This is a genomic window from Mesorhizobium sp. 128a, assembly GCF_053848025.1.
In genome coordinates, this window is the sequence record NZ_JBSPKY010000023.1 from 1 (window position 1) to 22,975 (window position 22,975).

At 58.4% G+C, this 22,975-nt stretch carries 24 protein-coding genes and 4 pseudogenes; 7 read left to right on the forward strand and 21 right to left on the reverse strand.

Annotation, left to right across the window (positions count from 1 at the left end; all coding sequences use genetic code 11):
- Positions 1 to 69 precede the first annotated feature (69 nt).
- Positions 70 to 501: pseudogene (locus tag ACWTU9_RS28360) on the forward strand (transposase); the annotation flags it as partial.
- A gap of 284 nt (positions 502 to 785) precedes the next feature.
- Here the strand turns inward: ACWTU9_RS28360 and ectB are convergent.
- Complete coding sequence (gene ectB, locus ACWTU9_RS28365) at positions 786 to 2,060, reverse strand: diaminobutyrate--2-oxoglutarate transaminase (RefSeq protein ID WP_455861205.1); 1,275 nt, start codon at positions 2,058 to 2,060, stop codon at positions 786 to 788.
- Between the two features lie 272 nt (positions 2,061 to 2,332).
- Positions 2,333 to 2,620: pseudogene (locus ACWTU9_RS28370) on the reverse strand (integrase core domain-containing protein); the annotation flags it as partial.
- A gap of 118 nt (positions 2,621 to 2,738) precedes the next feature.
- On the opposite strand from ACWTU9_RS28370, the pseudogene ACWTU9_RS28375 reads away from it, so the two are divergent.
- Positions 2,739 to 3,038, forward strand: a pseudogene (locus ACWTU9_RS28375) (IS110 family transposase); the annotation flags it as partial.
- Positions 3,039 to 3,214: 176 nt separating this feature from the next.
- On the opposite strand, the gene ACWTU9_RS28380 reads toward ACWTU9_RS28375, so the two are convergent.
- The 11 genes and pseudogenes from ACWTU9_RS28380 to ACWTU9_RS28430 all read right to left on the reverse strand — a co-directional run bounded on the left by ACWTU9_RS28380 (position 3,215) and on the right by ACWTU9_RS28430 (position 10,184).
- Entirely contained in the window at positions 3,215 to 4,000 is a 786-nt protein-coding gene (locus ACWTU9_RS28380; protein WP_455861206.1) for an ABC transporter permease, read from the reverse strand.
- Positions 4,000 to 4,917, reverse strand: a complete 918-nt coding sequence (gene nodI / locus ACWTU9_RS28385) for a nodulation factor ABC transporter ATP-binding protein NodI (protein WP_455850681.1) — start codon at positions 4,915 to 4,917, stop codon at positions 4,000 to 4,002. The genes ACWTU9_RS28380 and nodI overlap by 1 nt, the downstream gene beginning before the upstream one ends.
- On the reverse strand, positions 4,902 to 5,243 hold the full coding sequence (locus tag ACWTU9_RS28390) for a hypothetical protein (protein ID WP_455861207.1): 342 nt from the start codon (positions 5,241 to 5,243) through the stop codon (positions 4,902 to 4,904). The genes nodI and ACWTU9_RS28390 overlap by 16 nt, the downstream gene beginning before the upstream one ends.
- Before the next feature lie 31 nt (positions 5,244 to 5,274).
- Positions 5,275 to 5,529 carry an exopolysaccharide production repressor protein gene (locus tag ACWTU9_RS28395; protein WP_455861208.1) on the reverse strand — a complete coding sequence of 85 codons (255 nt, stop codon included), beginning with the start codon at positions 5,527 to 5,529 and terminating at the stop codon, positions 5,275 to 5,277.
- 175 nt (positions 5,530 to 5,704) lie between these two features.
- Positions 5,705 to 5,914: pseudogene (locus tag ACWTU9_RS28400) on the reverse strand (SAM-dependent methyltransferase); the annotation flags it as partial.
- A complete protein-coding gene (locus ACWTU9_RS28405) occupies positions 5,908 to 6,192 on the reverse strand; it encodes an SAM-dependent methyltransferase (protein ID WP_455861209.1) in 285 nt (94 codons plus the stop codon). The gene ACWTU9_RS28405 and the pseudogene ACWTU9_RS28400, both read right to left, overlap by 7 nt.
- Positions 6,193 to 7,548 (reverse strand): chitooligosaccharide synthase NodC, encoded by a 1,356-nt coding sequence (nodC, locus tag ACWTU9_RS28410; RefSeq protein ID WP_455861210.1) that lies wholly within the window; start codon positions 7,546 to 7,548, stop codon positions 6,193 to 6,195.
- Positions 7,545 to 8,264, reverse strand: coding sequence for a chitooligosaccharide deacetylase NodB (gene nodB / locus ACWTU9_RS28415; protein ID WP_455861211.1), 720 nt, complete (start codon positions 8,262 to 8,264; stop codon positions 7,545 to 7,547). Before nodB ends, nodC begins: the two co-directional genes overlap by 4 nt.
- Positions 8,219 to 8,851: a NodA family N-acyltransferase gene (locus tag ACWTU9_RS28420; protein ID WP_455861212.1), complete on the reverse strand. Its 633-nt coding sequence runs from the start codon at positions 8,849 to 8,851 to the stop codon at positions 8,219 to 8,221. The genes nodB and ACWTU9_RS28420 overlap by 46 nt, the downstream gene beginning before the upstream one ends.
- A 767-nt stretch (positions 8,852 to 9,618) precedes the next feature.
- On the reverse strand, positions 9,619 to 9,873 hold the full coding sequence (locus ACWTU9_RS28425) for an exopolysaccharide production repressor protein (protein ID WP_455861213.1): 255 nt from the start codon (positions 9,871 to 9,873) through the stop codon (positions 9,619 to 9,621).
- Between the two features lie 146 nt (positions 9,874 to 10,019).
- Positions 10,020 to 10,184, reverse strand: coding sequence for an SAM-dependent methyltransferase (locus ACWTU9_RS28430; RefSeq protein WP_455861214.1), 165 nt, complete (start codon positions 10,182 to 10,184; stop codon positions 10,020 to 10,022).
- 1,099 nt (positions 10,185 to 11,283) lie between these two features.
- Between ACWTU9_RS28430 and ACWTU9_RS28435 the strand changes: the two genes are divergently transcribed.
- Positions 11,284 to 11,583 carry a hypothetical protein gene (locus ACWTU9_RS28435; protein WP_455861215.1) on the forward strand — a complete coding sequence of 100 codons (300 nt, stop codon included), beginning with the start codon at positions 11,284 to 11,286 and terminating at the stop codon, positions 11,581 to 11,583.
- A gap of 628 nt (positions 11,584 to 12,211) precedes the next feature.
- Here ACWTU9_RS28435 and ACWTU9_RS28440 read toward each other — a convergent pair.
- The 3 genes from ACWTU9_RS28440 to ACWTU9_RS28450 form a co-directional block, all read right to left on the reverse strand.
- The gene (locus ACWTU9_RS28440) at positions 12,212 to 12,820 is read right to left on the reverse strand and encodes a carbonic anhydrase (protein ID WP_455861216.1); all 609 of its coding nucleotides are present in this window, start codon (positions 12,818 to 12,820) and stop codon (positions 12,212 to 12,214) included.
- 164 nt (positions 12,821 to 12,984) lie between these two features.
- Entirely contained in the window at positions 12,985 to 14,043 is a 1,059-nt protein-coding gene (locus tag ACWTU9_RS28445; RefSeq protein ID WP_455861217.1) for an NADP(H)-dependent aldo-keto reductase, read from the reverse strand.
- An 809-nt stretch (positions 14,044 to 14,852) separates the two neighbouring features.
- Positions 14,853 to 15,641: a sulfotransferase gene (locus ACWTU9_RS28450; RefSeq protein WP_455861218.1), complete on the reverse strand. Its 789-nt coding sequence runs from the start codon at positions 15,639 to 15,641 to the stop codon at positions 14,853 to 14,855.
- A gap of 188 nt (positions 15,642 to 15,829) precedes the next feature.
- Between ACWTU9_RS28450 and ACWTU9_RS28455 the strand changes: the two genes are divergently transcribed.
- The 4 genes from ACWTU9_RS28455 to ACWTU9_RS28470 all read left to right on the forward strand — a co-directional run bounded on the left by ACWTU9_RS28455 (position 15,830) and on the right by ACWTU9_RS28470 (position 19,513).
- Positions 15,830 to 16,774 (forward strand): LysR family transcriptional regulator, encoded by a 945-nt coding sequence (locus tag ACWTU9_RS28455; protein WP_455861219.1) that lies wholly within the window; start codon positions 15,830 to 15,832, stop codon positions 16,772 to 16,774.
- A gap of 538 nt (positions 16,775 to 17,312) precedes the next feature.
- A complete protein-coding gene (locus ACWTU9_RS28460) occupies positions 17,313 to 17,903 on the forward strand; it encodes a NodA family N-acyltransferase (protein ID WP_455861220.1) in 591 nt (196 codons plus the stop codon).
- 147 nt (positions 17,904 to 18,050) lie between these two features.
- Positions 18,051 to 18,305 (forward strand): acyl carrier protein, encoded by a 255-nt coding sequence (locus tag ACWTU9_RS28465; RefSeq protein ID WP_455861221.1) that lies wholly within the window; start codon positions 18,051 to 18,053, stop codon positions 18,303 to 18,305.
- Positions 18,305 to 19,513: a beta-ketoacyl-[acyl-carrier-protein] synthase family protein gene (locus ACWTU9_RS28470; RefSeq protein ID WP_455861222.1), complete on the forward strand. Its 1,209-nt coding sequence runs from the start codon at positions 18,305 to 18,307 to the stop codon at positions 19,511 to 19,513. Before ACWTU9_RS28465 ends, ACWTU9_RS28470 begins: the two co-directional genes overlap by 1 nt.
- 90 nt (positions 19,514 to 19,603) lie before the next feature.
- Here ACWTU9_RS28470 and ACWTU9_RS28475 read toward each other — a convergent pair whose 3' ends face one another.
- From ACWTU9_RS28475 to nifB, 5 genes are all read right to left on the reverse strand, one after another.
- A complete protein-coding gene (locus ACWTU9_RS28475; protein ID WP_455861223.1) occupies positions 19,604 to 20,506 on the reverse strand; it encodes an SIR2 family NAD-dependent protein deacylase in 903 nt (300 codons plus the stop codon).
- A 38-nt stretch (positions 20,507 to 20,544) separates the two neighbouring features.
- Positions 20,545 to 20,757, reverse strand: coding sequence for a putative nitrogen fixation protein NifT (gene nifT, locus ACWTU9_RS28480; protein ID WP_027144863.1), 213 nt, complete (start codon positions 20,755 to 20,757; stop codon positions 20,545 to 20,547).
- Entirely contained in the window at positions 20,754 to 21,080 is a 327-nt protein-coding gene (locus ACWTU9_RS28485) for a nitrogen fixation protein NifZ (protein ID WP_455861224.1), read from the reverse strand. The genes nifT and ACWTU9_RS28485 overlap by 4 nt, the downstream gene beginning before the upstream one ends.
- A gap of 70 nt (positions 21,081 to 21,150) precedes the next feature.
- A complete protein-coding gene (locus ACWTU9_RS28490; RefSeq protein WP_455861225.1) occupies positions 21,151 to 21,345 on the reverse strand; it encodes a 4Fe-4S binding protein in 195 nt (64 codons plus the stop codon).
- Between the two features lie 35 nt (positions 21,346 to 21,380).
- The gene (nifB, locus tag ACWTU9_RS28495) at positions 21,381 to 22,832 is read right to left on the reverse strand and encodes a nitrogenase cofactor biosynthesis protein NifB (protein ID WP_455861226.1); all 1,452 of its coding nucleotides are present in this window, start codon (positions 22,830 to 22,832) and stop codon (positions 21,381 to 21,383) included.
- Positions 22,833 to 22,975 lie beyond the last annotated feature (143 nt).

Below are 22,975 nucleotides of genomic sequence, written 5' to 3' on the forward strand. Positions count from 1 at the left end.
CCACCGCCGCGACACTAGATTCTCATCCAGATTGACGCGCTCCTCTCTCCCGGTTTGTCGCGCTATATTCTCGATCTCGTGCGGAAAGAAGAGACCTGCCGGCGGTTGATGAGTGTTCCAGGTGTTGGTCCGATCACCGCGCTCGCTTTCCGCGCTACGATTGATCGGTCGGATCGGTTCAGGCGATCGAGGGACGTGGGGGCACATCTCGGTTTGACGCCGGCACGCTACCAGTCCGGCGAGACCGACATTCAGGGCAAGATCAGCCGATGTGGCGACGAGCTCGCCCGCACCGCGCTATATGAAGCGGCCCATTCGCTGCTCGTGCGCAGCAAGAAATGGTCGAGCCTCAGAGCGTGGGGTATGAACGTGGCCAAACGGCGCGGTATGGCCCGAGCCCGAGTTGCTGTTGCCCGCAAGCTCGCCGTCATCCTGCATCGCATGTGGAGCGATGCAACAGAATTCCGCTTCGGCAAGGCACCCGGCCGCGTATCGGCATGAAATAAGGGCAACGGACCAACGAAGGAGGAGTTGATTCAGACCGAAAGGGCGTGATCCGGATCGTTCCCGTGGGGACGATGGGCAAGGCGATCTCGTTAGCAGGCACGATCCTGGGGCGAACTCTCCCAAGGTCGTTCAACAGATTGAGACGCCTCGCTCTCCTGACCCCATCATGCGGCGGCCTAACGTCGACCGCGAAGAGAAGCGAGTGACCCGCGGGGCGACATAGTCCGAAAAAATATCAGGAGGAGCTTGACCTCAACGACCCCAATCAGAGAAGCCTGTTAGTCGGTTGCGTGCACAGACTTATCCAATATGTCGAGACCGTGTTGAAGCGTCTGTCGGTCCGACGTCAAAGGAGGAAGAAGCTTTACAACTTGGTCCTCCGCGCCGCATCGCTCTACCACAAGTCCATGCTCAAAGGCTTTGCGGATGATTTTCTCGGCCATTTTGCCCGTGCTGCAATCAAGCCCGAGCATCATGCCCCTTCCACGCACGGAAAGCTTATGATCTAGCTTGCTTTGAGCGAGCTGCCGAAGGCGATCATTCAGGATGCGCCCTTTTTCCATAACGCCCTCAGACAGCCTATCATCCGTCCAATATTTTCGCAACGCAGCAGCTGCCGTCACGAGCGCTAGGTTGTTCCCTCTGAAAGTCCCGCTGTGCTCGCCCGGCTGCCAAACGTCCAGTTCGGGTTTGAGCAGCAGAAGAGACAGCGGCAATCCGAGGCCACTAAGGGACTTTGATAAAACAACGATGTCTGGCCTCAAATCCGCAAACTCGAAGCTGAAGAAATCGCCCGTTCGTCCGCAGCCTGCCTGAATGTCGTCAACAATCAGGAGAATGCCGTTCTTTCTGCAGATCCGCTCGACAGATCGCAGCCAGTTCCTGCTCGCAGTGTTGATGCCCCCTTCACCTTGGACGGTCTCTAGAATGACGGCTGCCGGTAGGTCAACGCCGCTGCTTGCATCCGCAAGCACCTTAGCCAGATATTCCGAACTGTCCTTATCGGCACCCCAGTAGCCATCATAGGGCATGAACACCGCGCCGGCTGGAGGAAGGCCTGCCGCGTCTCGGTAGTATCGATTGGCAGTTACCGCGAGCGCGCCCAAGCTCAATCCGTGATAGCCGTTTGAGAATGAAATCACGCTGTGCCGCCCAGTGGCCTTGCGAGCGAGTTTCAGAGAGGCTTCTACGGCATTGGCGCCCGTGGGACCAGGAAACTGAAATTTGTATATCAGTCCGCGCGGTTTTAGTATTATCTCATTGAAATCCTCCATAAAGCGTCTTTTGGCCGTCGTCGCCATGTCCAGACCGTGGATGATTCCGTTTGATTTGAGATATTTTACTGCCTCGTTCAGCAAATCTGGATCGTTGTGCCCGTAGTTAAGGACGCCAGCGCCGGATAGAAAATCGATATACTTTGAACCATTCTCGTCCTCGAGAATGGTCCCGGCAGCCTTGCTGAACACCACAGGAAAGGATCGCGAATATGACCGCACGTTCGACTCGAAATTCTCGAAGGCAAAAAGGGAGTTGGAGCTACTTATTTTGAGCATAACTTGTCTTCACACGATCCTCTAACAGCATCACGCCGACCAGACTTTGGATTGCTGCGATCTATCAGGTCTGCCGTCATAGCTGCGGCTCTGCACGTCATTCGCCACCCGTCTAAAAACTGTATCACATCACCGGCAGGTTTAGGTTATTTTACATTAAGTCTAAGTTGCGCAGTTTTCGGGAACGTAAAGCGATCGAAACAAGCGCGACCGCCTTCTTCCACTAGCGCGTCTTCTAGCTGTATGGCGTCACAAGACAACAACCGCTCTAGGTGGAGCCTCAACAGGTTGTCCACGGCCAAGCCGAGTTTGCTGATTGGTGGTTTGGATTTTAGGCTGCCGTGCGGTCTATGCCAATAGTAGTGGTGCAGCCTAGGCAATTGGGCGGCGAGGTGATCCGAAATTGGATAGGCGATGGCATAGGCCCACTCCCGAAGCGCGGTCTGGATGAAGCGCTCGGCCTTGCCGTTGGTTTTCGGGGTACAGGGTTTGGTCCTGACGTGCCTGAGGCCGTGCTTGCGGCAAGCCCTGGCAAAGGCCCTGGATCTGTAGCAGGGGCCGTAGCACCTACGGAAGGAATGAGCAGAGGCGACCGCGACAGCGGTGCGCGCAGCTTTTCGCTGCAGGCGCGCACCGCTCAAGGCGGCCATGGCAAGTCAGAGTTTCTCTAGAATGTGAATGTCACAACCCATTCCGGAGAGACCGACCACGACTACTCCAAATTCTACACCCGCCGATGCGGTGCTGGTAGCGATCGATATCGCCAAGGCACGCAATGAGGTTCTGATCGAAGCGCCGAAACAAAAACGCCGCCGCCGGCTGCAGGTCCTCAACAATCGTTCCGAACATGACCGCCTGATCGAGGCTCTGCAAGCCTATGGCCGATCGGTGGTCTGCGGCTTTGAGGCGACGGGGAATTATCACCGACCCATCGCATGGCGCCTAGCCGAGGCCGGCTTCGATGTGCGGCTGGTGTCTCGCGCGGAGTGGCACTGTGTGCACCTCGGCAGTATCGACCAGAGCATCCAGAGCTGCATTGAATGGGCGGGCGCTCCCGTGTTCTGATCTCACCAACTCATATGCCCAAGTTAACTCGCTTTCCTTCAGCCCATTCAGGTCAAGTTCACCATACCGCATCCGGTATCCTCGTCGCCTTAAGGCATGAGGCGTCGACGCAACAGTGCCGCCGACAGGAAGAACGGCAACACTGTGTAGATGCACAGGGCGCCGATATGCAGACCGATGCTGACGGCCGGGCGGCCAAGCATCGCCGGACGAATGAGCTCGATCGAATGTGCAAGCGGCAAAAAGCCGCCGACCTGCTGAAAAACGCCAGGCATCCGGCCCACCGGGAAGACAGCCCCGGATAAGAAAAGCATGGGTGTGATGACCAGCGTCTGGTAAAAAATGACGTAGTCGTAACTGGGCGCAAGCGCCGTCACCACCATCGCCAGGCTCGCGAAAGCGAGGCCAGTAAGAGCAATGACAGGCAGTGCATAGAGAGCGGATGGCCATGCCACATAGCCCAGCATTGTGGCCACAATCATGATTCCGGTGCCGGCTAGAAAGGCCTTCGTGGCTGCCCACGCCAATTCACCCAGCACGATGTCGCCGAGCGTGAGCTGTGTGTACAGGATTCCTTCCCAAGTCCGCTGCATGCGGCCGAAAGTTGCATAGATCGTTTCGAAAGTGGAGGAGGTCATTGCGCTCGCGGCGACCATGCCCGCTGTTAAAAACGCAATGTAGGACGTGCCCTCAACGCGCCCCACCATTATTCCGAGGCCGAAGCCGAGCCCGAACAGGGAGATCATAGGGTCGGCCAGGTTGCCGATAAGCGAGGCAAGCGCGACTTTCTTCCATGCTAGATAGTTTCGGCGCCATACAGCAATCCAATTCCACGCATTGGCTGGCATAGCCGCTGCATAACGTTCGCCTATCATCATTTCTCCATCTCGCGTCCGGTCAGCCGCAAAAAAACGTCTTCCAGATTCGGCGGCCGCTGAAGCAGACGCAAACCCGCGCGCCCGTGCAGCTGCACGCGGACCTGCTCCGGATCGGGCGCATAGCAAAAGAGCGTCTCACCGCTCACCTCGATGCGCTGTACATAGGGCTTGATCATCGCAGTCAGTTCATTCGGATCACCACCGTATATCTCAAGCACCTGGCACCCGATCTGTTCTTCGATCAGTGCGTGTGGGCGACCCTCTGCGATAATGCGCCCTGCCTCCAGTACGCACAGTCGGTTGCACAGCCGCTCGGCCTCTTCCATGAAGTGGGTGGTCAAGATGATCGTCTTGCCCAGCGCCAGGAGCTTGCGCAGCCTCTCCCAGATCAGGTGGCGCGCGTGCGGATCAAGGCCTGTGGTCGGCTCGTCCATGACAAGCAGCTGTGGGTCGTTGATCAGTGCACGCGCCAGCGTCAGGCGCCGCTTCATGCCACCGGACAGTGCGCCGACGCGGGCATCGGCCTTGCTTTCGAGGCGGGCGAACTCAAGCAGAGATGGTATCACTGCTTTCACCGCGCGTGTGCTCATGCCGAAATAGCGCCCGAACACCAACAGGTTCTCACGTACGGTGAACTCAAGGTCGAGGTTGTCGAACTGCGGGACGACCCCGATGCGCCCGCGTGCCAGGCGAGCGCGTGCTGGTACTGGCATGCCGAGCACCGTGATCTTACCGGCGTCAGGCGGTGTCATGCCGAGAAGCATACGCGTAATCGTACTTTTGCCCGCGCCGTTCGGGCCCAGCAGGCCGAAGCATTCTCCTGCCGCAACAGTGAACGACAGCCCGTTCACTACCAATTTGTTGCCATATGACTTGCTCACGCCGTCCAGGTCGATGGCTAGCGTGGTGGACATGCGCTCGCCTCCCCCTGCAAAACGCCGTCGACCAGCACCACGTCCCTTGGAGAAAACTGCGAAGACTCGAGGGGAGAGAGGAGGGGCACGCCGCTGATGACCAAGATCTGCGAATTGGCCTCACCGTGCCAGCACTCGCTCACGCGCTTATCACCATCCCTTGCATCCTGACCGCCTCCCGCGACTGCGGTCCCACTCGTGTTAAGATACCCGGCGATCTGATTGGGCAGACCCTCGTCTTGCCTCTCCTGTTCAAAGTGACAGAAGAGGCATCCGTCCTCGACATGGCCAATCGCCCCGTCGCGCGTCAGCTTCATGCCGTCCATGCGCATAGTGCCTCCGTTTGACGCACGCACGCTAGTCAGCCTTCACAGAGAGGTCGTCACTGCTTGCACTCAGATGCCGTTTCGCTTCCTGTGTGTCTGGTCGTGAACCGGTTGTGGAGCTCCGCTCCGTCCTCCACATCAGATAAAGCATGGCCAAAAAGTACCCGACCTGAGTTAGCACGGCGCAGAGGACCGTCTGACCGAACGAACCGGTCAAGCAATAGGCCGCCGCGGCAAAAGCCGCCGATGCGCCGATCACGTGTGTCATGAAATGTGATGCTTCCATTCGGCTCTCCTAGTCTCCCGGTCATCCGCCGGAATTCGATGCACCCGAAGCCGAATGGGACTTCGAAAGCGAGCGAGCAGGCTGTTGATGGTTCACTCGCCACTGCTGACGATCGACTTGATCGTGTGCGACATGGCCGTTGCTGTATCGGCGCCGGCGGCGTGCCCCAGCATCGACAAGTGGCACCGCGCGCGGATTCAAAAACCAGATGCCCTCCCGACGCGAGCTCGCTCACCAGCTTTCCTACGGCCGCGCGCAAATCGGCCATGACCCCACAGGACCATATAGAACTTCCGTCCTGACGTATCAGACCGAACGGCTCCTGGCTCGAGAACAGTTCAACGTCAGCGACCCTCAGGCAGACGTGTTGCGGCTCGTTCATCGGTTCGCGTCTTCGAGCTTATGCTCGCGGCACGACAGCGATGACCGTGAGCCTGCGGCAGTGCGGCGAAAGTTCTCGTCCAATGTCCCGGCTGGGCATCCGATTTGGAGCGCGTTTGTAATAGGCCGCTGGGAAAGCGACAGCTCGGGCGCTTGCGGGTGATGCCTGCGCTCGAACGGATTGCCGTCGAGCCACCATGGACCGGCCGTCGCCAATTCTAAATGCGACCAGTGGCGACTATCATGCTCTGCCAAGGCTTGTCTTCCAGCTCCGATACGCAATCACTCTTGGGTGCCGATGCCGGATGACGTCACCGTTGAGAACTCCCTCAAAAGAGTGGGCCTGCGCGATGGCGCCGCATTATCCGGCAAGTCCGTGGCTCTCGAACCAACATCGGGGTTTCTGATCGGGACGCCTTTGCCACCGCTGCTTGGAACCGTGGCAGCAGAGTCGCGCGACAACCAATCACTGTTGCTCAATGTGCAAAGCGCATACGCCTTCAACGGAAGTAGAAGGAAGAGATTGATTGGCGTGTGTAGATAAAACCCCAGAAATCGCAGTTCGCGAGCACGAAACGCCGCCACGCTGCAGCGGATCATGGTCATGGCCGCAATCATGATGCCTGTCCACCAAGGCACTGTGCCAGTCAACGCCAGGTGCGCAATCCCTGTTGACACCGAGACGGCGAGGAGCAGCGGCCCGACATTTTGTCCGATCACGTCCAACGTGAGATAGCGATCAAGGCTGGGTAGCAGGCGGAGCGAAAGCAACGTGTCTCTGAAGGTGCTTCGCGCCCATCGCAGTTGTTGGCGCAAGTATGGCCGCAGCCGATCCGGCACGACCGTTGCCGCGATCGCGTCTGGAATGTATTCGGTTCGATGGCCCGCCTTCAGCATGAGGATCGTGAGATGCCGGTCCTCACCGAAGTCGCTTAGCTTCCCACGAAACAGCTGCGTTTCGTACTGAGCAAGAACCTTAAGGAGCGCCGACCGGCGGTACATGGCACATGGGCCACAGCAGCACATGACCGCACCGAAACGAGCCTGTGCCGCGCGCTCCTCGTTGCAAGCAAGCCAGTATTCCATGTCGATCAAGCGGGTCAGCCAATTCTCGTTCCTGTTGCTGGCTATCAACTGACCCATGGCCGCGCCGATCTGTGGATTTCGCATCTTCAGCGCGAGCTTCGTCACGACGTCGGGAGCGAGCGTCGTGTCGGAGTCGACGTTGAGCACCAAGTCTCCGGACGAGCGGCGTATCGCCGCGATCTGCGCCTTGCGCTTTCCAACATTCTGCGGCAGCAGAATGAAGTTGAATCTCGGGTCACGCGCATAGAGGTCGTGAACAGGTCCCACGGCAACGCGATTTGCAGACCCGTCATCAACCACGTAGACCTGCAGTTTTCCGGCGTAGTCTTGGTCCGCAATCGAGGCTAGGCAGGCCGAGAGCGTGCCGGGGCCCTCATTGTAGCAGGGGATGATGACATCCACACTCGGCAGAAGCTGCGAGCCGGCCGGGCCATCCGAGGCCGATGGGAGATCGGCCGGCGAAGCATAAACCGTCTGCATGCTTTTATACGCAGCCGAGAGCAGCGCATAGGTTGAGACAGCACCAATGCTGATTGCGTGGAACAGGTTCATGGAATCTCACTTCGTTCAGTGGTGTTGGGGAGGGAGCGGATTGCAAATCCCCGCTCGTGCAGCTCCGGAATCAGCCGAGACAAAGCCATGAGGGTCTGGTCCCGCCGACCGGCCTGAGCGTCCGGTCTGAACTCGCTGGGAGGACAGCCGTCGTGCAAGAGCACGATCGCGCCCGGCCGGACAGAGCCACTTACTGTATCGACGATCGCGTCGACGCCAGGACGAGACCAGTCTCGAGGGTCGATCGACCAGTGGACCGGCGTCAGGCCAGCGCGCACACAAGTCGTGAGTGCTTGTTCCGTCCAGGTGCCATACGGAACGCGCATATGCGCCACCGAGGCTTGGGGGCAGGCAATCCGGATGACCCTGTTTGCCTCAAGTATTTCATAGTGTATCTGGCTAGGTCGGCATTCGGAAAAGTCGGGATGCGTCATTGTGTGATTAGCGACCCTGTGACCTTCTGCAATCATTCGTTGGATGAGTTTGGGCTGGTCTGCCGCATACGCCCCGATGACGAAAAAAGTTGCCGACACCTGGTTTTCCGCCAGCAGATCGAGGACGTCCGGTGTGCAAACCGGATTAGGACCGTCGTCAAACGTCAAATAAACTGCGCGTCGGCCAGTGCCGTCGGCACATTCATCATGGACTTCGGATATGCAGTTGAGGGCTCTCACAGCTCTGGTCCGTTCCGATCGATAATCGCCCCGGCCGGCCATTCGGAGATCGGCTGTGCAATCGGGAGAACAATGAGGACTACGTCCTCCGTGCGGATTGGCGGTTTGTCCAGACGCGCACATGGAAGGGTCGATCGTACGCGGATCCCGGGCATGATCGTCGCCAGACCATTTCGGCTGAACCTTGCAATATGGTGGTGCAGCGCGGGTCGCACGGCCCCGAAGGCGAATGGAACTTTGAGCTCCTGCAGTACTGGATGCATGACCCGCACTGAATGGGCCATCCAGAGTCCCTCTAGATCCGGGCGTACCCCATAGAGACCAAGCTCGCCCACCAGCAGATCGACGGCGCCGATCCTTATGAAGCGGCGCAGCAGACCGATGTGAGCCGCCACCCCCTTAGAGTCATAGCCAATTGCACGCAGCTCAGGCCTCGCGCCGCCCCAACTTTGGCTGCCTTCGAATGGTTTTGCGTTGAAACTCCCGGTCTGCCCATAGATCTTGCGGAAGAACGCGGCAAGTTCCACATGGTCGTCAAGGTCAAGTTCATTTTCCCAGCACAGCCTCCAACGCAGTTGAGAGCGCTTAGAAGAAATTTCTCTTTGTTGCTGTTTTGTTGAGTCACGCATTGCGCGATCCGATTTAATAGAACTTCGAAAGCTTACATTAAGATCTGTCAGGCGTATTTTTAGCTTTGTAAGGTTCGGTTGGAGCGTCTCTTGCCTGCACATACTTCCGAAGAATACGCGACAGTGGACACGGGCCTCGATTGACGTTCAGAATACAACTGAAGGTGTGCTCTGGAACAAGGCTGTAGAGAGCCAACCTTTTAGGTCTTAATCTAAGCGTCGCGTTGTTAAATGCAGCACTTGCTAAAATATGTAAAATTGATTGTTTCGATGTAAGTCATCCACGTCGTGGATAAACGGCCGTCATCACGTGAGCATCAGGCGTCACGAGCAGCTTTTCGTCAATTCCGCCAGTCTTATCCCGCGCGCCCGTACAGTTGCACACTCGGTGACAACCAACTCGTTGCGATACGACTTGCTCACGCCGGCAAGGTCGATGGCCGGCATGGACATGCGCTCGTCTCCCCATGCAGAACGGCGTCGACCAGCGTTACCTCGGTTGGAAGCAATTGCACTGATCCGCCGGGAAACAGGCGAGTCACCCCGCTAGAGCGCGATCGGCGAATTCCCCCACCGTCCCAGCCGTCGCTCACAAGCTTATGACCACCCGACGCATCCGGACCGCGCCGCGACGGCCCACTTGCGTCCAGGTACCTGACGATCGGATAAAAGAAGAGGTACCCGTTCTCGATGCGGCCAATCGCCCCGTCTCGCGTCAGGTTGATGCCACAAATGCGCATAGTGCCTCCATGTTCTATGCCCGCGAGCTAATCAGGTTCGACCGAGACATCTTTACTGCTTTCGCTGAGACGTTGCTGGGTCTCTTGGGTGTTTGGTCGTAGAACCCTTGTACAGCTGTGCTCCGACCTGGACACGACATAAAGCATAGCTAAGAAGTGCCCGACCTGAACGAGCACGGCGCAGAGAACCGTCTGAACGAACGAACCGGTCAGGTAATAGGTCACGGCAGCGAAAGTCCCCGACGCGCCGATCAAACTTGCCAAGAAACGTGATCCGTCCATCGGCTAACTCAGCCTCCCGCTTTCGTTTGCTGAAATTCGACGCACCCGAAGGCGACTGGGGCTTCGAAAGCGAGCGAACACCAGTCTTTTGCTGATGGATTCACTTCGGGCACTGCTGAGGATCCTGGTCTCGTTCAACATGGCTGTTAGGTTTCCGCCAGCAGCGTGCCCCAGCGCAGGCAAGCGGCATCGCGCGCTGATGCGGAAACCAGACGTCCTTCCGGCGCGAGCATGCTCACCAGGTTTCCGATGGCTGTGCGCACATAAGGTATGCCTCCGAGGAAGTAGTAGACTTCGCAGTTGGCGAGCACGAAATGCTGCCACGCTGCGGCGGGTCATTGTCATGATCTTCATTGTAGCAGGGATGAAAACATTCACACTCGGCAGAGCTGGGAGCCGGGCTGGCCATCCGAGGTCGATGAGAGATCGGCCGGCGCAGCATAAACCGTCTGCATGCTTTAAACGCAGCCGAGAGCAGCGCGTAGGTCGAGACAGCACCAATGCTGATTGGGTCGAGCAGGTTCATGGGATGTCGCTTTGTACAGATGGTTGGGGGAGGGAGCGGATTGCAAATCCCCGCTCATGCAGCTCTGGAATCAGACGAGACAAAGCCATGAGGGTCTGGTCCCACAGCGTAATAGGCGGCTTCAACGCCTCGGCGGTTCGCGCCGAACAGAATTCCCACGCGTCAGCAGGGCCTCGTTTCCTGGAAAGATTGTCGCCACCGCTCAAAAGCGAAGATCAGGGCACTTCGCGAGCAAGCCGAGGACTCTTTCGCCGGCCCCGGGATCATCGGGGTGGATCTTGGCTGTCATCGGCACGTGCCCGAGTGCCGGAGCCGAGCGGTCGGTGATTTCTGGCGCAAACGATTCCGCTGTCACAAACAAACCCAGCAAGCCATCGCGGTTGCAGCCAGCAGGGAGGACCTCTTCATTTCTGTCTCCGTTAATCAACTTGGGCAGGATTAATTGTATCAAAGCCACCTGCCAGTTTTGGGTCGCATGGTGGCGGGCATCGCTAAGGCGGACATAGAGACCATTGCTGACGGCATCCTGACGAAGTCGCGATCACCGTCGAAAGATTGTGGTTGGTTTCCGACTTTCAATTACAGCACATTTGTTGCAGGTCCTGAATTGCGCCTGATTCCTTGTCTGGCACGGAACTACCGGGGCAATGCCATCACGGAGGGGTTAACGCATGGTTTTGAATGCGAGCTTGGCGGTTGTCGGTTTGCAGATGAGCGTAGCGCCCCCTGCTGTTAGATGATCTTACTGGCCCGACGTAGTTCCCCTTTCCCTTCCCAGGACAGACGCACTGGATCGAACCCGTGCCCCATATCATCTGTGGCATCGACGCGAACGCCAAGGACCCCGGAGACGGTGGCGCAGGTGGGGTGGGCCAAGACCATCTATGGTGATCATCCGTATTTCCGGCGGCAGGAGGGCACCAAGCAAAGCCTCGCCACCCATTGCACCGGCCGATTTCAAGGCGTTCCAGAACCGGCTTTCTTACGGGCAATTTCACCATCACCCTGGTAGCATCGACGGTGCCGGGGCGCTCACGCGGGATCTCGATCGGGTATTCGGCGCCCTGAGTGCCAAGCCCTCTATAGTTCCGGATCGCGAACGCCTCGCCCAGGCTAGAGACCTGCGCGCCCAAGCGCTTTCCCTCATTCTTGGGGAGGTCCGGCGCATGGCCGAGGAGGGGTAAGTGGCGAGGAGTTCGAGGCCGCGCGCCTGCGACCGACTGAAGCTCATGGACGGAGCCGCGTATCTTCCTGGTCGAGATCATGCATCCGTCCGACGATTGGCTGGATGGACGCCGACCTACATCAACATGGACGACCTGCGCGAGCGCAAAAGCCCGCGCTGGGCCAAGCCGCATGACCAGCTCCATGGCACCCATTTTGAGAACTTGACGCACACAACCGCTTCTTCCGCGACTGCCAGACAAGCCAAGGCGAGGCATGAGAGGCCGAGGGCTGCCGGAAAAATGACTTCGGCGTGACCTGCTTGAGCTTGCCGCAGCCGTCAAGATTCTGATCATGACTCAGCACTCGCTGCTCCAGGTGCCACAGAGACATAAAGGGTCAGCAGCACGCAGGCCGCGCCTTGCGCCTCGCCATGGCTTGCATTGGTCGCATAGGAAATGCCATGGCGGTGTAGCGGACGCCTGGCCCGAATTGCCTGCAAGCTTCCATCCGAACTGCCGAGCATCTCCCCTACGTCTGGCCGGCGAAGGCGGCATGCCCGGTCGCCACGTCGTGCATGGCCCAGGTTATGCGCAGTTCTCCGGCTTCCACCATTGCGTTCATGATGGGGCTGCTCGACATTAGTGTTTAGACGGCAAATTTGGCGTTCGTTTCGGCCACCGCCTGCACGAACTCCTTGTTGTGTGAATTGCGCTCCCCGTGACTGATCGTGGCAGTGACGGACGGCTTGATCTTTGCGAGGGTGGCGGTGAGGTTGCCAAGCTGGACGTCGTCGATGGTTCCCTTGACGGCGCCACATTGGGAATGTCCCAGAATGACGATCGCGCGAGCCCCAACCACCTTTGTTGCATATTCCAGGCTGCCGATGATGTCATTGTTGACGAAATTGCCGGCGATGCGCACGCAGAAGATGTCGCCGATGCGCTGATCGAATACCAGTTCAGGCGGCACCCGCGAATCCATGCATCCGACGACCGCCGCGAAAGGTGCCTGTGCGGTTGCAGTCGCCCTGACCTGTGCCAGCAGATCACAGTTGAGCGTCCTATTGGCAACGAATCGTTCGTTGCCCGCTTTCAACAGCTCAATTGCCGTGTTGGGGCTCACACGCTGCTGGCGCTCGCGATCGAAAACCTCACAGGAGGGAGACCGGGCCGACTGGGTAGCGTACACGTTAGTTGCGGCAACACTCGCGGCAGCAAGCGGCAGGCAACCGCAAAAAAGACGGCGTGAAAGCATATATATTGGCCTTTCAGGTGACGACAGTAGGTGGATCTTGGAGCAGCGCGTGACACCCCGTTGCAACTGGGTTGCCTCAGGCGGCGTGCAAATCAGACTGGGCAGCGCTAAGAGCAAGGGTGCAGGGCCCGGCGTGAGAGCCCGGTCTGAACCCGCTCGGGGTGTTAGGCAGCCGGTGGCGTTCCATAACGCTGGTAAATGGCTTGAATTCCATCGAGGACCTCGCGTGAAAGGCTGACGTCCACACTGGCGATGTTCTGCTTCAGTTGCAGCACGGAGGTACCGCCCACGAGGGTACTTGCAACGAATGGACGGCTGGTAACGAACGACAACGCGCCATGCACCGGGTCAATGCCGTGTTCTCGAAAAAGCGTGGTGTAGGCGAGGGCGGCGTGCTCGGCTCTTTCATGACTGTAGCGAAAGAACCGTTTGAACAAGTTCAGCCGAGAGCCTGCTGGCCGCTGCCCGCCCAAATACTTGCCAGTCAATGTCCCCATTGCCAGCGGCGAATAGGCTAGGAGGCCGACCCGCTCGCGCTGAGCCATCTCGGCGAGGCCGTTCTCGAAGTCGAGGTTGAGCAGGTTGTACGGATTCTGTATGCTTATTACGCGGGCCAAACCGTGTATTTCCGCTTGATGCAGGAATCGCGCAAGGCCCCAAGGCGTTTCGTTGCACAGTCCGATGTGGCGAACGCGACCGCTTTTGACCAGCGCGTCCAACGCTTCCAGCATCTCCCGAATTGGTACGGTGTCCTGATCGAGTTCGTACTGGTAGTCTAGTGATTGGAAGACGTTGGTGCTGCGGTCGGGCCAGTGCAGTTGGTACAGGTCAATATAGTCCGTCTGGAGCCTTTGAAGGCTGGCCTCTAGGGCCTCGAACAGATTGGCGCGTGTGTAGCTGACGCGGCCGTCGCGCACATAGGGCAGGTTCGCCTTGCCTGCTCGAACGGGCCCGATGGCTTTGGTCGCGAGCACGACGTCTTGCCTGCGGCCGGTGTTGTTGCTTAGCCAACTGCCTATATAGGCTTCCGAAAGTCCATGTGTCTCCGCGCGCGGTGGCACAGGGTACATCTCGGCAGTATCGACCAAGTTTATGCCGGCCTCCAGAGCCGCGTCCAGTTGCGCGTGCGCCTCGGCTTCCGTGTTCTGCTCTCCCCAGCTCATAGTGCCCAGGCCGAGCGCGCTGACCTTCAGGCCGCTTGAGCCAAGTTCACGATACTGCATCGGGTGTCTCCTTCTTCTCGTATTGGTCGTAAGTGCATCAAAGTATGCGTCGACGCTGCAGTGCTGATGACACGAACGGCAACACTGGGGCGGCCAAGCATCGCCGGACGAATGGGCTTGATCGAATGTGCCAGCGGCAAGAAGACCGCTAGGATCTGAGCAGCTTAGTGGCAGCTTGATCGGTTGAGGCGGCGCGATGCCGAATAGCACGGCCCAATGGACACACGGCTCGATTGATGCTCTGCATACGACTGAATGTCGTTTCTCTGGATCCAGGATTTAGACGATCATCCTTAAGTGTCCCACTCAAGCTTCGACTCCTTTAATGCAGCATTCTCTAAAATTGGGAAAATCGATTGTTTTGATGGAAGCTATTCAGGACATGGATGAGAGAAGCGCCATTTCCCTGAGCAGCATCAAGCGTCACGATCTGCCTTTCGTTCATTCCGTTTGACGTATCTTAGTAGGGCATTGACGACTTCGACCATTTACACTTAGTCCCGCCGTTGGAGGACGGCCCGGCGTCGCTGGAGGAAGTAGAGTCGAACAGCGCGCGCCAAAGCGGCGCAACGGGATCGTCGAGGCAGGGAATGATGGCGCCAACTCCCTGAAAGCACCAGAACTCATGCTGGCGAGAGATCGGTGACAGTACGCGTCTCAAATAGACAAGACGGGCCGATATCCATGACAGTGTCCAGATTTTAACCCCATGCTCGCCTTCACCGGCGAGCCACTTTTTTGCCCGAAGTGCACAGTTGCGCCATTGTCGCAAAGGGCAGGTAAGCTCGCGTCCGCCGAAACCGCGGAGCCTAGCGAGAGCTAGGTCGCCGCTTGCCGCCACGACGACCAGTCAGACGGTCGCCGAGCTCAAAAAATCTCGCGTAAGGTCCGCCTGCGAAGTGGCGCTGCAACTCTTCGAAATTCTCTATCGTTTCGTTCAGGGAGCGCGCTTCCTGGCGCTTAAGGGTAGCTTCACCAGAGAGTCCAACAAGCGGTGGAACCTCCAGAAAATCCCAGATCGGCGCCAAGCACGCGGAGGGTTGGCCAAGAAGGCTTTCGTACTCGACCACATGCAAGTGGGTGGACCCGAAGGAGCGCACGACGCGATTGTGGAATTCGTCGGCGGTCTTGAAATAAGCCTCGCAGCAGGCGATTCCCAGTTTGACGGATGGAGCGGCGTCGTTGTCCGAACTGAACTTCAGCCATTGGCGGGTTTGCCTCGCCTGTGTCAGCGATCGCAGCGATTCCAATGTGTTTTTGCGGACCAGAAGGATGACCTTGAGGCCTGGCCAACGGGCGAGCTCACCGAAAAACTCTGGACGCTCATTGAACTGAGGTTCGTTGATCTTGCAGCCAACGCGCGTCACCTTCTTGTTGGTTCCGTTGGGGTAGCGCAAGTAGGCAAGCTCAAGAAGCGCGCGATCGCTGCCTGCCAAGCGATCCTTATCGAAGAACCAATTCGCATCGTAGGTGTTGAGCAACTCACCGTTGCTCAACACGTTCGGATGCTCGTTCAGCAATTCTTCTAGGTAGTGCGTGCCCGTCCTCGGCATCGCAAGGATCACAAATGGGCCAGGCGATGGCATGGAATGGCTCATTGCATGTGTCTCCGATCAACTTGCTGATGATAGTTCGTCTGGCCGGAAGCCTGGCAAGTGAACAGCCGTGTTTAGCTATGTCTGAAGGTCGCTTGCGCGCTTTGACATTCTACTATGCAGCACCCCAAAGAACTCGTAAAATCCATTGATTTGATACATCCCATCCACGCTATGGATAAATTAGCACCGTGCGGTTCAAGGGCCTTGATCTAAACCTCCTCGTCGCGCTCGACGCTCTTATGAATGAGCGTAACCTCACCGCTGCCGCACGCAGCATCAATCTGAGCCAGCCCGCCATGAGCGCGGCAGTTGCCCGGTTGCGCGACTTTTTTCGCGATGAGCTATTTACGATGAGGGGGCGCGAGCTTGTCCCAACACCCCGTGCGGAAGGGCTTGCTCCCGCCGTCCGGGAGGCTCTCCTGCACGTCCAGCTCTCCATCATTTCCTGGGACATGTTCAACCCAGCTCAATCGGAGCGTCGCTTCAAGGTCAGCCTTTCGGACTTCATGACCCTTATATACTTTCAAAAGGTTGTAGAGCGTGTCGCGCGGGAGGCCCCCGCCGTCAGCTTCGAGTTCGTCCCTCTCATGGATGACCCTGACGAGCTTCTCCGACGGGGTGAGATCGATTTTCTAATCCTTCCGGACGTGTTCATGTCGAGCACGCATCCCAGAGCAGCACTGTTTGACGACAAACTCGTCTGCGTCGGCTGCCCCACGAACAAGCATTTATCGCGCCCTTTCACGTTTGAGCGATATATGTCGATGGGACACGTTACGGTCAAATTCGGGCGTACGCGGCAGCCCTCCATCGAAGAATGGTTCTTGCTCGAGCACGGTCGCAAGAGACGTATCGAGCTCATCGTGCAGGGCTTTAGCGTGATTCCAGCTATGCTATCGGGCACAGAGCGGATAGCGACCATACCCTTGCGGTTGGTTGAATATTTCGCACCACTCATACCGCTGAGGATTGTAGACCTTCCAGTGCCCCTTCCCGTGTTCACCGAGACCGTGCAATGGCCTGCCCTTCATAACAGCGATTCAGCAAGCATCTGGATGCGGGAGATCTTATTAGAGGAGGCATCCCGCATGGCTGCTCCGCGCGAAACTGCTGGAGGCCTCAAGAGCTCCTAGTTCAGTGGGCATTTTGCGGCAAGAGCCGCTAAAGCAAGGACGCTTCCCGTCCGGAGTCCCCAGTCCTGCGTGAGGACTGTTGTTGGATTGCGAGACATAAGCCGGAGGCAGCTGCGGGGTAAACTGGCATCGTGACATCATCGGCGTGTTTCCAACTATTCTCGTGTGGTTTACCCGGCCTCGCCCACCGCGAGGCCCTTCACCGGCGTCGCCGTGTGCCGAACGATAGCAACTTCCGCACGCCAAATCGATCTCGCCGGCTCAGCGGCCGCCCGCACCGTCTTTGGCGTGGCCCGAGCAGCTTCACGGCATTTTCGGATTAAGCCAAGCTCGATACCCTCTGAATGTGGACGGAAGACCATAATGGGAGGATAGGTAGTGGGCACCACGCAATCTATTCATAACGTTGATGCTTTTGATCCAAACAATAAATTTTACCTGGGGCAATGTCGCGTGAGACGCCATGTAAAGCAGGAATCCACCGCGCTGTTTCTGACCCGTGACCGGTGCTTCGAATGATGCCAAAAGAGGAGAGTGCATGAGCTCTGACGTGCGGTGGAAATTGTGCTGGGAGAGTGAGCTGGAGCTCTCCGATCACAAAGAGCTCGCCGAGTTCTTCAGAACTATCTATGCCCCGACCGGGTCCTTCAACGCAAAGCCATTCGAAAGCTACCGCAGTTGGGCCGGTGCCAGGCCTGAGCTGCGCGCAATCGCCTACGATTCGCGCGGCGTAGGGGCGCATATGGGCGCTCTGCGCCGCTTCATAAGGGTTGGCGATGCGGATCTATTGGTGGCCGAACTCGGATTATACGGTGTGCGCCAGGACCTTGAAAGGCTTGGGATAAGCCATTCAATCAGCGCCATGTATCCGACGTTGCAGCAGCTTGGCGTTCCCTTTGCTTTCGGTACCGTTCGGCACGCGATGCGCAGCCACATGGAAAGGTGGTCTCGGGGCGGTCTGGCAACCATCAAATCGGGTGTCCGCGTGCGGTCGACCCTCCGGGATGTGTTTGCCGACCTATCGCCCACTCGCGTCGACGACGCACTCATCGTCATTGTGCCAGTTACGCGACAGATCGACGAGTGGCCCTCGGGTACCTTGATTGATCGGAACGGTCCGGAGCTATGAAAGGGCACGTATGCCCACCGACGGCCAACCAGATTCTTTGAGCAACCTGGCCGTCCCCAAACGGCAGAGGCGCGGTGCTGGCACCGATCGCGGGCCCGCGGAGGTACTTTGCCCCCTTGCATCGAAACGCAATATCGAAGGAATAAGATGAAAGATCAACTTGAACATGGAGTTATCGAAAAAATTAAGAGCCATCCCGATTTGGCAGGCAAGGAGATAACGATCGCCACGGAACTCCAGTCGCTTGGCATCGATTCGCTGGAGTTCACGGACATCCTCGCCGACTTGGAGAAGTCCTATGACATCCGAATCGAGCTGAACACGATTGATGCCTGGACGGATCTAAGGACTGTCGGCGATCTGGTGGCTTCTGTCCGCGGCTTGCTCGCCAAGGAGGCGTAATGGACAGGCGCGTCGTTATTACCGGAATCGGAGGATTGTGTGGGTTAGGCGCCAACGCCGCCTCCATTTGGAAAGAGATGCGCGAAGGTCGCTGCTCCATCGGCCCTGTCACAAATGCGGAGCTTTACGACGTAAAGCTCAAGATTGGTGCCGAGATTAAGGCGCTGCCGGAGCACGACATCGATCGTAAGCACCTCATTTCCATGGACCGGTTCAGCTTGCTGGCTGTGCTGGCAGCGCGCGAGGCTATGCGCCATGCTGGGCTATCCACCGATGAAGCAAATTGTCATCGTTTCGGTGCGGTTGTGGGCGTCTGCGGCTGCGGCTGGGACGCCATTGAGGAAAATTACCGTGCGCTCCTTTTGGAGGGCGCAGTCCGTGCTGGCACTTTCAGCGCACCTAAGGCTATGCCAAGCGCGCCTGCCGGTCACGTCAGCATGAGTCTTGGCCTATGTGGACCTGTTTACGGTATCACCACCGCCTGTGCCTCAGCGAACCATGCGTTTGCCGTGGCGGTGGATCAAATCAGGCTTGGCCGAGCCGACGTGATGCTGGCGGGGGGGACTGATGCGCCGCTTACATATGGTGTGCTAATGAGCTGGGATGCGCTGCGAGTGCTCGCGCCAGATACGTGCCGCCCCTTTTCCGCCGATAGACAGGGAGTTGTTTTGGGCGAGGGGGCGGGCATGGCTGTGCTGGAAAGCTACGAACATGCCATTGCGCGCGGTGCTATAATACTTGCGGAGATCGCTGGCGTCGGCCTTTCCGCGGATGCGCAGAACATCGCGGCGCCGACTGTGAAGGGGCCGGAACGCGCGATGCGTGCCTGCCTGGCCGATGCCGGGCTGAACGTCGAGGATGTTGACTATCTCAACGCGCACGGCAGCGGCACCAAGACTAACGACCAAACCGAAACGGTCGCGATCAAGCGCGTTTTTGGCGACCATGCGTATTCAATGTCCATCTCTTCCACCAAATCCATGCACGCGCATTGCCTCGGTGCAGCTAGCGCCCTCGAAATGATCGCCTGCGTGATGGCCATACGCGAAGGTGTCGTGCCGCCTACGGCCAACTATCGTGAGCCGGATTCCGATTGCGATCTCGACGTTACGCCCAACGTGGCGCGCGAGCGCGAGGTGCGAGTGGCGCTGAGCAACGCTTTCGCTTTCGGCGGGACGAATGCCGTTGTGGCATTCAGGAGGGTGTAGGCATCCGACATCGGACCTTGGTGACGAAGCCGTCGCCGCAGGAGCGCCGCCAGCCGCATTCATCTCAGCCGGGGCGTGATCCAGTGTCGGCTAGCAACCGTCAAGGCCACTTGGTAACAGGCCTGAGCCGGCAAGCCGAGCCGCAGCTTCGCCTATCGGCATGTCAATGACTGTGACTGCGCACGCTGCCAGGAAACGGCGTTCGTTTCTGGTCAGCACCGACCCATCGATTAGCGCGAAATGTGGGCCGTCGGAGCGCTTCATGATCTGCCGGGCGTAGGTGCGCAGCATCTGATCGTCGAAGCGGCAGCCGACGAAGAAAAAACCCCGGTTGCTGCGCCGCTGCTTCACCTGATCAGGGATCGGCGTCTGGATGTCGATGTCTGTCAGCGCTTCGACATAGTCGGAATCCGAAACCAGAAAGTTAGCCGCCGGCCTGACACTGCCATGAGGCACATAGAGCACCGTCTCAACCGGAGGTACCGCGTCGAGTTCGATTCCCGACAAATCATAGGCTTTGGTCCAAAGGTCCTTGGTTTCGTTCGCCCGCGTGACGCCTTGTATCTCTACGACATCCGTTCGGCCGGCGGCGATCAGGGCCGCGCGCATGGCGCCATCATACCAACTGTCAACGATGAGCGAGAGCGGCAGCGTGGCGAGCCAGGCGTGGAGGACCGTCGGCGCTGCCGGCGCGGCGAAGATCTCAGCCATCCAATCCTGGAGCGTCCGGCGATGCCGGCGCTGCTCGATGAACTGCGCGACAGACCACATATTGGTGCGGATCTTGGATGGAGCCGGGGCGCGCTTGTTAAGGGCCGCGGCGACTGCTTCTGGAGTATCCGGTACAACGGGTTTTGCGCACCCGAGCTGGAGGAGACCCGGGCCAAGGTAAGGAATGATCGCGTCGGCGGCGAGCGCTCCCCTGAGCAGGTCAAGCCGCGTGTCTGCATGGCTGTCCCGAGTGATTAATAGATGGCGCGGGAGGGTGTTCATGCTCAGTCCTCTTGGCTTCATGCCGTCGACCCACCGTCCTAATCCCCGTCGGATATTTTCCTGGCCTCAACGGTGATTGGCAGGCGCGTATCTCGCGGAAGGTCGGGCAAGACGAAGCGCCAGCCGTTCCTGAGCATGACGGCCCCGCCCCACAAGCCTTCATTCTCAACCTGGATGATCGGCTCTTCGAGATCCTTCTTGGGAACATAGGCCGACAGGCCGGCGCCGGTCCTGCGGATCATCAACTTCATCCGGCTGCTCCCTTGCCAGGAGCAGACGTAATTTCCGCGCTACGAGAAGCCCCGGCATTCTCGAGGCTCACCATTTCGCGCGCCCGCATTCCCACGACCGTGCCACGGCCGATCCATTCAACCGCATAGATGTAGAACTGCTGGAGAAAGGTGCCGATGTCACGCACGTACCCTTCGTCACCCTTCAACACGAGGTTTTCCCCGATCTCCCTGCCCGGGTAGGTGCCGTCATTCTTGATGTGACGTGTGGCGCGGACCCGTTCACCCGGCATAAACCGTGGAGGCTTGCGGATTTCGACCTCCTGTTCGCGCCAAAGACTCATGGCTGTTCTTCCTTTTCGCAGTTGGAGGTTGGAATGGAGAACTCGAGGCGCCTCGCGAGCCGATCGGACGTCAGGCGGGAACGCAGGTCATCTCCACCGGACAGACCGAGGCGCATTGCTGTGCATCGAAGGTGTCCTTGCATTCGGTGCACTTCTCCGGGTCGATAACGTAGGCCTCGCCTTTGAATTTGATCGCACCGGAAGGACATTCGAACTCGCAGGCACCGCATTGGGTGCATTGGGATGCGATGATCTTGAACGCCATTTGTCTTCAACTCCTGGTCGGTTGATTGAGAGATGTCAGGCCGTTGCGGCCAATGGTTTGGCCCCAAACTCGGCGGCGTAGACCGTGCTGATCGCGGTCTCGATATGCTCATAGGCGTATTCATCCACGGCCCGGATACCGGCTCCCCTGAGCTGAGTCTTCGGGCAATCCCCGATCTTGGCGCACAGCACGACGTCTATTCCTTCGAGGGCAGCGATCACGCCTTTTAGGGTGGCATCTTCGCCCCAGCCACCCAGGCAATACTGCTCGACCGTCCGATGCCCGACCAAGCGGATTCCTTTCCGCGAGGCCTCGTAGACCTGGAACTCTCTCGCGTGACCGAAGTGTGCGTTGACGCGGCCGCCGCCCTTGCTGGCCACGGCGATAAGAAGCGACTTGCCCGAGCCCGCTCCTTTGACCAGTTCGGTCGCCTCGCTTTTAGCCACCGCTCGATCGCCGCGCTCGCGCGCGACAACCTCGCGATAGGCGTCGCGCCTGCTTGCGTCGTAGGTGACCTCGTCGGAGATCTGCTCGAGCGTGAACTCCTGGCCGCGATCGTCGCCCAGCAAGCCAACGGCATCAGCCCGGCACTGCCGGCAATGGCGCATCAATTTGGCACCGCCCTCCAGACGATCTTGAAGAGCCTTCAGCTCCATCGCCCTTGGGCCGCGTTGCCCGGTCAGGCCGTAATAGGTGCCGTGCTCCCGGTTCGATATCAGTGGCATGATGTTGTGCAGGAAGGCGCCGCGCTGCTTGACCCATTTATTGACCTCGATCAGGTGCTCGTCGTTGACGCCGGGGATCATCACTGAATTGATCTTTGTCAGGATGCCGCGCGCCGTCAGCATCTCCAGGCCCAGCATCTGCCGCTCGTGCAGGATCCGGGCGGCTTCGACCCCGGTGTAGCGGCGGTGCTTGTAAAAGATCCAAGGATAGATCCTTGCGCCGACTTTCGGGTCGACCATGTTGATGGTGATTGTCACGTGGTCGACATTCATGTCGCAAAGCTCGGCGACATGGTCCGGCAACGCCAGCCCGTTGGTCGAGATGCAAAGCTTGAGGTCGGGGATTTCGTTGACGATGCGTTCAAATGTGGCCTTTGTCTTGTTCCAGTCGAAGCAGGCGTCGCCCGGTCCAGCGATGCCGAGCACGGAAAGCTGCGGCACTTGGTTGGCGACCGCGATCACCTTGCGCACCGCCTGATCTGGTGTCAGCTTTTCCGAGACGACCCCAGGTCGGCTCTCGTTGGCACAGTCAAACTTGCGATTGCAGTAATTGCACTGGATGTTGCAGGCCGGGGCGACCGCCACGTGCATGCGCGCGAAATAATGGTGCGCCTCTTCTGAATAGCATGGATGGTCCTTGACCTTCTCCCAAATGGCCGGCTCCATGTCGCCAGGCCTTGCGGACGAGCCGCAGGTTGAAGACGCGCATCCAGCCGATTTCGCGGTGGTCTCGCTTTCAAGCGAAATCTTCGGTGTCGACATCGAATGGCTCTGTCCCTGGCTGACTTACACTGCCAGGCGCAAGAGCTATGCCACTTCCCAAAAGCTGACATTCACCCGAAATTTCGGCTTTTGGTGTCTGATTTGTCAGATTGCCTATACCTGGATTTGTCGGGCTTGCGACA